The following is an 11,418-nucleotide window of genomic DNA, read 5'->3' as shown; positions in this document are numbered from 1 at the left end:
GCGGGCTGCGGGAGCGCCGCGCGCGCCGGGGGACAGCGGCCGCGCGCCGGTTCCGGGCAGGCCGGAAGCCGGGTCGGCCGAAGGGGCGAGCCGGTCGGGAGGAGCGGTGGGGGCGGGACGGTGGACAGGGCCGGGGGCGGGACGAGGCGGGGGCGGGACGGCGGGACGGGGGCGGGACGGCGGGCGGGACGGCGGGCGCGGCTCAGGTGGTACCGGTCGGGGACGGCTCGGCCCGGGCGGGGCGGCGCCAGGCCTGGAGGTGGCTGGCGACCACCCGGCCGGTGGCGGGGAAGCCGGCCGGGTCGGCCAGCCCCACCGCGAGCGGCCGGCGGCCGGGCCGCCAGGTGAAGCTGCCGAACACGTGGTCCCACACCGACAGGTCGGAGCCGTAGTGCCCGGCCTCCGCCAGATCGGTGCTGTGGTGCAGACGGTGCTGCTCGGGACCGGCCAGCACATGGTTGAGCGGGCCGATCCGGACGTCGATGTTGGCGTGCACGAAGTAGCCCTGGGCGACGACGAACAGGCCGACCACGAACACCGTCGGCACCGAGAACCCGGCCGCGGCCAGTGCGAGCTGGACGGCGCCCTGGGTGAGCAGCACGTCCAGCAGGTGGTTGACCCCGTTGTTGCCGACGTTCACCTTGTCGGGCACGTGGTGGACGCCGTGCAGCCGCCAGAGCCGCGGGCTGGTGTGGCACCAGCGGTGGACCAGGTAGTTGGCCAGCGATCCGAGCAGCAGGGCGGCCGGGATCTCCAGCCAGGGCGGCAGCGCGGAACGGGGCGGGGCCAACCAGCCGACGAGGGCGGCCACGGGCACCTGGGAAAGTGCCCCACCGATCATCGTCAGCAGGAAGTAGACGCCGTACCAGCCCCACTCGCGCACACTCGGAGACCATTCCGGTTCGTACGGAATCAAACGTTCGAGCAGGGACATGAAAGCGATCACGCCGAGCAGGAACAGCTGGTTCACCCGGTCGAGGTCCCAGCGCAGACGCAGGGCCGCGACGGCTATACCCACCATCGTGACCAGCAGGAACGGGTAGGCGACGTGGCGCAGCACGGTTCGGAGCCGCTCGCCCATGACGACCCCCTTCGCTGTCCGCGGTCGAACGCCAACCAAAAGTGTTCGTTCAGATACTAAGGGCGCCCCGAAGTCGTGGCGAGGTATTTTCGAGGGGAATCATGGAATTCTCGATTTGTCCGATGATCTGTAGACAAATAAACGGCCAGAAGCCGCGAAAATCCGGCCAGCGGCGGGCTTTTCGCGGATTATTCGATGACGGCATCATCATCCCGGCACGTTCGATGCTCCGGAGCGGCGGAGCCGCGGGTTCACCGCACGACCAGCCGCCAACGGCTGTCGCCGCCCCAGGTCCGGACCGCCACCAGACGGCCGGACGGCAGCTCCACCGGCTCGTGCCGCCGCCGACCGGACGTGCTGGTGACCCCGAGCGGGTTCAGTTGCTCGTCCAGCACGGTCGCCTCCACGATCCCTCCGTGCCGCCGTGCGGTCCGCACGGTCAGCCGCCCCGGCGGCCCGGCCCAGCGGACCACCTCGGCACCCCGGCCGACGAGGCGACGGTCGAAGGCGGGCACTTCCGCGAGCGGGACCACCTCCAGCCGCCACCGGCCCCGGCCCGCCACCCGGACCTGCTCCGGCTCGCCCGGCTCCGGCGGGCCGCCGACCGGCATGGCCCCGGCCCACTCCTCCGGGCCGTACCGGGTCGCGATCCGCCGGCCGCCGACCTCGACCGCGACCGAGGAGTCCTCGTCCGCGAGCGACCAGGCCCGCAGCACCGCCGGGGGCCCGGTGTAGGCCAGGACGTCGTGGCCGGTGCCGTCCGCCCGCCCGACCAGCTCCCGAACGTCCCCGACCGGCCGCAGTTCCACCCGCCAACCGCCCCGGCCGCGGGACACCTCGCACCGGAACGGGCCGAGCGCGCGCCGGGCCGGGTCGGCCCGCACCAGCAGCCGCTGGACACCGTTCGTCGCCATCACATGGACGAAGTCCAGCCTCCGGCCGCCGTGGTCCTCCAGTCCCACCAGGACTCCGTCCGCGGTGTCGACCTCCAACAGGGCCGGCCCCGTCCCCTCGGGCCAGGCGAAGACCTCGCGGCGGTCCCCGATGCCGTACCGCACCGTCTCCGTCGACGGCGGCAGGTCCGCCGGGCGGACGGTCAGGGACCAGTCCTCGCCCTGCTCGACGACCAGCAGCTGCCGGCCCTCCAGCAGCAGGGTCCAGTTGTCCGACCGGTACCTGTGCCCGGCCCGCTCGCTGGTCGCCAGCACCTCCCGGTCGCCGTCCGCCGTGGGCCGCACCAGCCGGAACACCCGGATGTCGCGCGCCGAGGACCAGTGCGTGACGTCCACGACCGCGGTGCCGCCCGGGTGGAGCAGCACCCGGGGACCGGTGCCGGTGACCTCGCCGGTCAGCTCGGCCGCAGCCGCCGGATCGTGCAGCCGCAACTGCCACCCCTTCACGCCCTCCACGGTGATCCGGCGCAGCTCCCGCTGCCGCTCCGGGGGGACCAGCACGGTCCAGGCGCCCTTGCCCCGGTACAGCTCGGTGCCGTCCGCCCCGCCCGCGAGCACGGTGATCTCCGCCTGCCGGTCCGCCGTCACGGTCAGCACCACCGTCCGGGCCGGGGCCGGGTAGTCGACCTCCACCGTTCGCCCGTCCCGGGCGGTCCACTCGGTCCGTTCCCCCATGCGACCTCCCCCCTTCGACGGCAGTCTCGCCACCCGACGGCGACGGGCGCCACCCCACGGACGTCACAGCCCCGCGACACCCTGCGGCACGACCGCCGCGCCGGACCGATATGGCGGGGATATAGGCGCGGGCGGAACCGTGGTCGGGACGCCCGCTCCCTCGGTCCCGAAGGACGCCCATGACCGACTCCGCAGCCCGGTGGTTCCGCTCCTACCGCGCGACCGCCGCCCCGAGCTGCCGCCTGGTGTGCTTCCCGCACGCCGGTGGCGCCCCGACCGCCTACCGGGACTGGGCCCGCTCGCTGCCCGCCGACATCGAGGTGCTGGCGGCCTGCTACCCGGGCCGGCAGGACCGGATCGGCGAACCCTTCGCGGCCTCCGTGCACACCATGGCCGACGAGATCGCCGACGCGCTGCGGCAGCTGGCGGACGTGCCGCTGGCGCTGTTCGGGCACAGCATGGGCTCGGTCGTCGCGCACGAGGTGGCCCTGCGGCTGGACGCCGAGTACGGGATCCAGCCGTTGCGGCTCTTCGTGTCCGGTTCGGAGCCGCCGCACCTGCGGGTCCGCGAGACCCAGGCCGAGAGCGACGCCGACTTCCTCGACGAGCTGCGGCAGCTCGGCCACTCCTCGCTCACCGCGATCGAGGACCCGATGCTGCTCGAGCTGGTGCTGCCGAGCATCCGGGCCGACTACCGGCTCTCGGCCGACTACCGGGCGGTGCCCGACGCGCCCCGGCACCGCGCGCCGATGGTGGCGTACGCGGGCGCCGAGGACACGGGCTGCCCCTCCGAGGTGCTGTCCGCGTGGGCGGAGTACACCGGCGGAGCCTTCGAGATGCGGATCCTGCCCGGCGACCACTTCTACCTCCAGGCCCAGGAGCAGCAGCTCCTCGCCCATGTGAACGGCCACCTCCAGTCGGACCTGCGGCTCCACCGCGTCCTGGGCGCGGCCCGCCGCCGCACCGCCTGACCTGCCCCAGCCCCAGCCCCCACCCGCGCCAGCGCCAGCACCCGCACCCGCACCCGTTCGAGAGGACGCCCACCCCGATGCCCGATGACCTGGTGAGCCGGCTGGTCCGGCACGGCCGCGAGATCCCCGACCGGGAAGCGGTGGTCTTCGTCCGGACCGCCGCCGGCGGGCTCGTCGAGGAGCCGCTGACCTACGGCGAACTGGACCGCCGGGCCCGGGCCGTGGCCCGCTGGCTGCGCGAGCGCTGCGCCGTCGGCGACCGGGTGCTGCTGCTGTACGGCACCGGCCCCGAGTTCGTCACCGTGCTGGCCGGCTGCCTGTACGCGGGCGTGGTCGCCGTCCCCGCCCCGCAGCCCAGCACCCAGCGCGGCCACAGCTCGCGTTCGGACGGCATCGTCCGGGACGCGGACGTCCGGCTGGTACTGACCGACGAGGCCAACCGGGAGACCGCCGCCGGCTTCCTGACCCGCGCGGGCGCCGAGGACGTCCCGTGTGTGGCGACCGACCGGCTCGACCTGCCGGACGCGCCGCACTGGCGGGCCGAGGAGGTCCCCGCCGACGCCCTGGTGATCGTCCAGTACACCTCCGGCTCGACCAGCGCGCCCAAGGGCGTGATGGTCACCCGCGGCGCGCTCGACCACAACCTCGGGCTGATGACCCGGGCCTTCGGCGTCGACCCGGACAGCCGCTCCTGCACCTGGCTGCCCCAGCACCACGACATGGGCCTGATCGGCATGCTGCTCACCCCGCTCTTCCACGGCGCGGTGTCGTACCAGCTCGCCCCGATGGACTTCCTGCGCCGCCCGCACCTGTGGCTGGAGCTGATCGGCGCCAGGCGGATCCGCACCGTGGTCGCCCCGAACTTCGCCTACGACCTCTGCGTCCGCCGGGTCACCGACGCCCAGCTGGCCGGACTCGACTTCAGCACCCTGGTCAGCGCGGGCAGTGGCGCCGAACCCGTGCACGCCGACACCCTGCGCCGCTTCACCGAGCGCTTCGCCCCGGCCGGCTTCCGCGAGGACCACTTCAGCCCCTGCTACGGCATGGCCGAGACCACCCTGATCGTCTCCGGCACCCTGCCCGGCGAGCCGCCGGTGCTGACCGCCGTCGACGCCGACGCCCTGGCCGCCGGCGAGCTGCGCCCCGGCCCGGGCCCGGCACTGGTGAGCAGCGGCCGGGTGCACGACCTGGACGTGCGGATCGTCGACCCGCGGACCCGGGCCACCCTGCCCGAGGGCGGCGTCGGCGAGATCTGGGTGCGCGGCGGCAGCGTCGCGGCCGGCTACTGGCGCAACGAGGAGGCGACCGAGGAGACCTTCCGCGCCGTCACCGCCGAGGGCGAGTCCGGCTTCCTGCGCACCGGCGACACCGGTGCCCTGCACGACGGGCACCTCTACGTCACCGGGCGGATCAAGGAGGTGCTGATCGTCAACGGCCGCAACCTCTACCCGCACGACATCGAGCGCGAGGTGCTCAACCTGCACGAGGGCTTCCAGGGGCTGACCGGCAGCGTCTGCTCGGTGCCGGCGCCCCGCGAGGAGATCGTCGTCATGCAGGAGGTCCGGCGGCCCAAGGCCGGTCCGGAGGAACTGGCCGAGCTGGCCCGGCAGGTGCGCGGCGAACTGTCGGCCCGGCTCGGGGTGCGGGTGCCCAACCTGGTGCTGCTGCGCCCCGGCCAGGTCCGGAAGACCACCAGCGGCAAGGTGCGGCGCACGCTGATGCGCGAGCTGTTCGTCGCCGGGAAGCTGGAGCCGCTGTTCGAGGACCTCGACCCGGCCACCGTCGCCCGCTACCGCGCCACCGCACCCGCGGCCGCCGCGGCCGGGGTGAGCGCGGAATGACCCACGCCGGAGCGGCCCACCCCGGAGCGACCCACGCCGCCTGCCTCACCGCCGCCGCGATGGACCGCCGCCTGGGCGACCCGGAGGACGACGGCCGGCTGTTCTCCTACGCCCGCTGCGCGGCGCTGGACGAGCGCGAGGAGTTCCCGCTCGAGATCTGCCGCGAACTGGACCTGCTCGGCCTGCCCGCGCACTACGTGCCCGCCGCGTACGGCGGCACCCTGGACAGCTACGAGCAGGTGCTGCAGCTGATGCGCGCGGTCGCCCGCCGCGACCTGACGGTGGCGATCGCGCACGGCAAGACCTTCCTCGGCGCCGTCTCGGTCTGGGTCGGCGGCAGCCGCGAGCAGGCCGAGCGGCTGGCCTCCGCGGTGCTGGACGGCGCGGTCGTCTCCTGGGGGCTGACCGAGCGCGAGCACGGCAGCGACCTGCTCGCGGGCGAGGTCCGGGCCGACCGCACCGCCGGCGGCTACCTGGTCAACGGCGAGAAGTGGCTGATCAACAACGCCAACCGGGGCCACCTGATCTGCCTGCTGGCCCGCACCGCCGACGAGGGCGGGGCGCGCGACTTCAGCCTGCTGATGATCGACAAGCAGCGGCTGGGCCGCCCCGGCTACCGGCCGCTGCCCGCGGTGCGGCTGCACGGCATCCGGGGCGCCGACATCAGCGGGGTGGCCTTCACCGACGCCGAGGTACCGGCCGGTGCCCTGGTCGGGGCGGAGGGCTCGGGCACCGAGACCGTGCTCAAGAGCCTGCAGCTGACCCGGATCCTGTGCGCCTCGCTGTCGCTGGGCGCCGCCGACAACGCGCTCGACCTGGCCGCCGGCTTCGCCCTGGACCGGGAGGCCTACGGCCGCCGGCTGGCCGAACTGCCGCAGACCCGGCGGATGCTCGGCGAGTCCTACGCCGACGTCCTGCTCGCCGAGGCCGTCACCCTGGTCTCCACCCGCAGCGTCCACGCCCTCACCGGCGAGCTCGCGGTGGTCTCCGCCGTCACCAAGTACTTCGTCCCCACCGTGGTGGACGAGGCGATCACCCGGCTCGGCACGGTGCTCGGCGCCCGCTCGCTGCTCGCCGACGGCACCCACCGGCACGGCCGCTTCCAGAAGGTCCAGCGCGACCACCGGATCGTCGGCATCTTCGACGGCAACACGCTGGTCAACCTGCACGCGCTGATCAACCAGTTCCCACTGCTGGCGCGGCAGTTGAAGCGTCGAACGGTGGACGCCGAGGGCCTGGCCGCCGCCACCGACCTCGCCGCCCCGCTGCCCGGCTTCGACCGGGACCGGCTGTCCCTGCTGCCCCGGACCGGCACCAGCCTGCTCCAGGCGCTGGCCGACGGCGTCGAGGAGCTCACCGCGCTCGCGGCCGACGGCACCGTCCCGGCCTCGCTGGCCCGCCGGGCACAGGCCGTCCGGGCCGCCGTGGACGGTCTCGCCGTCGAACTCGCCGCCCACCGCCCGACCCCGGTCGAGGTACCGGCCGCCGCCTTCACCCTGGCCGAGCGCTACACCGCCGGTTACGCCGCCTCGGCCGCGATCCACCTGTGGCTGCGCAACCGCGCCGACGCCGGGGAGAACGCCGGACCGGCCGCCGCGCTGTGGACCGGCGGCCTCTGGCTGGAGGCCGCGCTGGCCCGGGTGCTGGCACGCCTCGCCCCCGGCCGCCCCGACCCGCAGGACGACGTCCTGGACCGCCTGGTGCCGCCGCTGACCGAGCAGCTGCGCGCCGGCACCCTCCCGTCCCTGCTCCACTACCCCCTGGTGAAGGGCGCCGCATGAGCACCGCCACGACCTCCCCCGCGCTCTACGCCGCCCTGGACACCCCGGACCCGCTGGAGGCTCTGTTCGGCGACCCGGACCACCGGGACAACCCGCTCGGCTTCGACGCCTTCCTCGCCGCCGACGAGCGCGGCGACCTGCTGCAGGCCGGCGAACGCGCCCTGGACGCCTACGGTCTCGGCGCCGAGTTCGTGCCGCGCCGGCTCGGCGGACGGCTCGACCGGGCCGACCGGCTGGCCCGGGTGCTGCGTCCGCTGTTCCGCCGGGACGGCGCGCTCGCCCTCGGCCACGGCGCCAGCAACCTGGTCGGCTCGGTGAACGTCTGGTCCGAGGGCAGCGCCCAGCAGCAGGAATGGCTGGCCGGGGTGCTGCTCGGCAACGGCCGGATCGCCGCCGCCTACACGGACCTCGGCACCGGCAACGACGTGACCCGCACCGCCTTCCGGGCCGAGGTCCGCCGCGACGAACTCGTGCTGAACGGCCGCAAGGAGATCATCAACAACCTGGCCCGGGCCGAGGCGGTCACCGTGCTCGCCCGCACCAGCGAGGAGCCGGGCAGCCGCAGCCACTCGATGGTGCTGGTCGACATGGCCGCCGCGCCGCGCGACCGGCTGCGCTTCCTCCCCCGCTACCGCACCTCCGGCGTGCGCTCGATGTACCTGGGCGGCCTGGAGTTCCGGGACTGCCCGCTGCCGGTCACCTCGATCGCCGGCGGCACCGGCGAGGCGATGGAGACCATCCTGCGCGCCTTCCAGATCACCCGGGCCGTGCTGCCCGCCGCCGCCCTCGGCGCGGTGGACCAGCAGCTGCGCACCGTCACCGACTTCGCGCTCGGCCGCCGGCTCTACCACCGCGCGGTGGCCGACCTCCCGCACGCCCGCGCCGTCCTCACCGGGGCCTTCCTCGACCTGCTGGTCGCCGACTGCTTCACCACCACCGTCTGCCGGGCCCTGCACGTACTGCCCGAGCGCACCAGCGTGTACGCGGCCTCGGTCAAGCACCTGGTGCCGACGCTGTACCGGGAGTCCGTCGACCGGCTCGGCGTGCTGCTCGGCGCCCGGTCGTTCCTGCGCGAGGGCCCGTACGGGATCTTCCAGAAGCACGCCCGGGACCTGCCGGTGGCCTCGCTGGTGCACGCCGGCGGCACGGTCTGCCAGGCCACCGTCATCCCCCAGCTGCCCCGGCTGGCCCGGCAGAGCTGGCTGACCGACGGCCCCGCCCCGGCGGAGCTGTTCCACCTGGCCGGGGAACTGCCCGAGCTGGACCTCGGCCGGCTCGGAGTGACCGCGGGACGGGAGGACCCGCTGCTCGGCACCCTGGTCGACGCCGCCGCCCGGCTGGCCGCCGAACCCGTGCTCGGCCCGCTCTGCGCCCAGTTGCTGGACGAACTGGGCGACCTCCGACGGTCCTGCCTGGAGCTGGCGCCGCGCGACCGGACACCGCTGGCCGGCCCGGTGAGCTTCCGGCTGGCCGAGCGCTACGGGGTGTTGCTGGCGGCCGCGAGCTGCCTGGGCGTCTGGCTGCACAACCCGGACCACCCGGGCGCGTTCCTGCGCGGCACCGGCTGGCTCGCCGCCGCGCTCGCCCGGCTGACCGCCCGGCTCGGCCGCCCGCCGGTGCCCGGCGCCGACGCCGCGCACGCCGAGGTGTTCGCCGAGCTGGTCGAACGCCACCAGGACGGCCGCGGCTTCGACCTGGTCGGCCGGCAGCTCGCCTGAGCGTCGCCCCGGACCCGAGGAGGAGGAGAGACAGTGGGCACATTTCTGCGGATCGAACCGGACGCCGCGACCGACGGGGCGGTGGCGACCGTCCGGCTGCTGCGGCCCAGGATCAGCGGCACCGACCCCCGGGTCCCGGCCGAACTGACCGCCGCCGCCGAGCAGCTGGACGGCGACCCGGCCGTCCGCGCGGTGGTCCTGTACGGCGGACGGCGGGTCTTCGGCTCCGGCGCCGACGTCAAGGACCTCGCCGAACGGAGCCCGGCCGAGGTGGACGCCTACACCGGCCGGCTGCACACCGCGCTGGACGCCCTCGCCCGGATCGGCAAGCCGGTGGTCGCCGCGATCACCGGGTACGCGCTCGGCGGCGGACTGGAGCTGGCGCTCTGCGCCGACCTGCGGGTGGCCGGCGAGAGCGCCGTGCTCGGGCTGCCGGAGATCGAACTGGGCGTGATCCCCGGCACCGGCGGCACCCAGCGACTGCCCCGGCTGATCGGCGCCGGCCCCGCCAAACGGCTGATCCTCACCGGCCGGCGGCTGACCGCCGCCGAGGCCCTGCGGATCGGCCTGGTCGACGAGACCGTCCCCGACCCCGAGGTGTACGAGGCCGCGCTGCGCACCGCCCGGCGCTTCGCGGCCGGTCCGACGGCGGCCCTTGCCGCCGCCAAACGGGCCGTGGACGACGGGCTCGACCTGCCGCTGGGCGCCGGACTCGACCTGGAACGACGGCAGTTCACCGCCCTGTTCGCCACCGAGGACCAGCGGATCGGCATGCGGGCCCAGCTCGACGGCGCCCGGCCCGCCTTCCTCGGCCGCTGACCCCGGCCCCCGGAACCACTGACCCCCGGAACAGAAGACGACGATGACCGATCCACAGCAACTCTCCCACGCGCAGCAGGCGTTGTGGTTCCTCTACCGGCTCGCCCCGGACGCCGCGGTGTACAACACCGGCTGCGCGCTGACCGTGCGCTCCGCCGTCGACCTGCCCGCCCTGCGCGCCGCCGTCGAGGCGCTCGCCGAGCGGCACGACATGGTCCGTTCGGTGTTCCGGGAGGTCGACGGGCAGGCCGTGCGGCTGGTCGGCGAGCGCCACCCGCTCGGCCTGGAGGTCCGCGAGCTGCCCGGCACCGACCCCGAGGGGCTCGCCGCGGCGGCCCGGGCGGCGCTGCGCGAGCCGTTCCGGCTGGAGCGGGACGGCGCCTTCCGCTTCGTCCTGCTGCGCCGGGGCGGGACGGACGCCGTCCTGCTGACGGCCGGGCACCACATCGGCACCGACGCCACCTCCAACTGGCTGATCGTGCGCGACCTGCTGCACGGCTACCGCCGGCTGGTCGGCGACGGCGCGGACGGCCTCGCCGCGGCGGAGCCTCTCGCCACGGCGGAAGCCCCGCCGCCGAAGGGCAGCTACGCCGACCACGTGGCCAAGGAGCGCACGGTGCTGGACTCGCCGCGCGGCGCGCGGATGGAACAGCACTGGCACCGGGTCTGTGCCGACGCCGCCCCCGCCGAGCTGCCCACCGACCGCCCCCGGCCCACGAGTTCGAGCCGGATCGGCGCCACCCACCACCTCGATCTGGCGGACGGCAGGGTCGAGGCGCTGCGCGAACTCGCCCGCAGCAGCGGCGTCTCGTTGTTCTCGGTGCTGCTCGGGACGTTCCAGAGCCTGCTGCACCGCCGCACCCGGCAGAACGGCTTCCTGATCGGCTGCCCGACCACCACCCGGACCAGCCCGGTGGTCCGCGAGGTGGTCGGCAACTTCGTCAACACCCTGGTCTTCCGAGGCGACTTCGACCCCGGCACGACCTTCCGCGAGGCGGCCGCGGCCGCCGACCGGCAGGTGAAGGCCGGGCTCGGCGCCGCCGTCTACCCCTTCGAGCTGCTGACCCGGACGGTCAACCGGCCGCGCACCGGCGCCGGCTCCTCGCTCTGCCGGATCACCTTCAACCTGGTCGGCACCGCCACCCCGGAACCGCTGCTGCGGCTGCTGCTGGACGCCGACGGCGGCCGGCCCGCCGAATTCGCCGGGCTCACCGTCGCGCCGTTCGAACTCCCGCAGGCGGAAGGACAGCTGGACCTCGCGGTGAGCGTCCGGCAGAGCGCCTCCTCGCTGGCGGTGGACTTCCGCTACGACGTGGACCTGTTCGACCCGGCCACCGTCGAACGCTTCGCCGGCCACTTCCTGCGGGCGCTCGACGCGGCACTGGCCGACCCGGACGCCCCGGTGGCCCGGCTGCGCCTGGTCGACGACGCCGAACTGGCCGGGCTGATGGGCTTCGGCGCGGAGCCCGCCCCGCGACGGAGGGCCCGCCGTGGCTGAGCCGTCGAAACTCCCCGAGCTCCCCGAGTTCCCGGAGCTCCCCGGGGTCACCCACCGGACGCTGCGGGTGGCCGGGCGCGC

The 11,418-nt window shown here is 75.0% G+C and carries 8 protein-coding genes; 6 read left to right on the top strand and 2 right to left on the bottom strand.

Annotated elements, in window-relative coordinates; genetic code table 11:
- Positions 1 to 202 precede the first annotated feature (202 nt).
- Complete coding sequence (locus ACIPYS_RS12500) at positions 203 to 1,081, bottom strand: sterol desaturase family protein (protein WP_400745725.1); 879 nt, start codon at positions 1,079 to 1,081, stop codon at positions 203 to 205.
- A gap of 251 nt (positions 1,082 to 1,332) precedes the next feature.
- The gene (locus ACIPYS_RS12495; protein WP_400745723.1) at positions 1,333 to 2,709 is read right to left on the bottom strand and encodes a hypothetical protein; all 1,377 of its coding nucleotides are present in this window, start codon (positions 2,707 to 2,709) and stop codon (positions 1,333 to 1,335) included.
- Positions 2,710 to 2,888: 179 nt separating this feature from the next.
- On the opposite strand from ACIPYS_RS12495, the gene ACIPYS_RS12490 reads away from it, so the two are divergent.
- The 6 genes from ACIPYS_RS12490 to ACIPYS_RS12465 all read left to right on the top strand — a co-directional run bounded on the left by ACIPYS_RS12490 (position 2,889) and on the right by ACIPYS_RS12465 (position 11,337).
- The gene (locus ACIPYS_RS12490) at positions 2,889 to 3,680 is read left to right on the top strand and encodes a thioesterase II family protein (RefSeq protein ID WP_400745721.1); all 792 of its coding nucleotides are present in this window, start codon (positions 2,889 to 2,891) and stop codon (positions 3,678 to 3,680) included.
- A 77-nt stretch (positions 3,681 to 3,757) separates the two neighbouring features.
- Positions 3,758 to 5,521, top strand: coding sequence for a fatty acyl-AMP ligase (locus ACIPYS_RS12485; protein ID WP_400745720.1), 1,764 nt, complete (start codon positions 3,758 to 3,760; stop codon positions 5,519 to 5,521).
- A complete protein-coding gene (locus tag ACIPYS_RS12480; RefSeq protein WP_400745718.1) occupies positions 5,518 to 7,302 on the top strand; it encodes an acyl-CoA dehydrogenase family protein in 1,785 nt (594 codons plus the stop codon). Before ACIPYS_RS12485 ends, ACIPYS_RS12480 begins: the two co-directional genes overlap by 4 nt.
- Entirely contained in the window at positions 7,299 to 9,020 is a 1,722-nt protein-coding gene (locus tag ACIPYS_RS12475) for an acyl-CoA dehydrogenase (RefSeq protein ID WP_400745716.1), read from the top strand. Before ACIPYS_RS12480 ends, ACIPYS_RS12475 begins: the two co-directional genes overlap by 4 nt.
- 33 nt (positions 9,021 to 9,053) lie before the next feature.
- Positions 9,054 to 9,839, top strand: a complete 786-nt coding sequence (locus ACIPYS_RS12470) for an enoyl-CoA hydratase/isomerase family protein (protein WP_400745714.1) — start codon at positions 9,054 to 9,056, stop codon at positions 9,837 to 9,839.
- A gap of 43 nt (positions 9,840 to 9,882) precedes the next feature.
- Positions 9,883 to 11,337 carry a condensation domain-containing protein gene (locus tag ACIPYS_RS12465; RefSeq protein ID WP_400745712.1) on the top strand — a complete coding sequence of 485 codons (1,455 nt, stop codon included), beginning with the start codon at positions 9,883 to 9,885 and terminating at the stop codon, positions 11,335 to 11,337.
- Positions 11,338 to 11,418: the final 81 nt, after the last annotated feature.

This window comes from Kitasatospora sp. NPDC089913 (assembly GCF_044748625.1).
Taxonomy (GTDB): Bacteria; Actinomycetota; Actinomycetes; order Streptomycetales; family Streptomycetaceae; genus Kitasatospora.
Note: the sequence above shows the minus strand (reverse complement) of the source record. Positions and strands in the feature narration are given on the sequence as shown.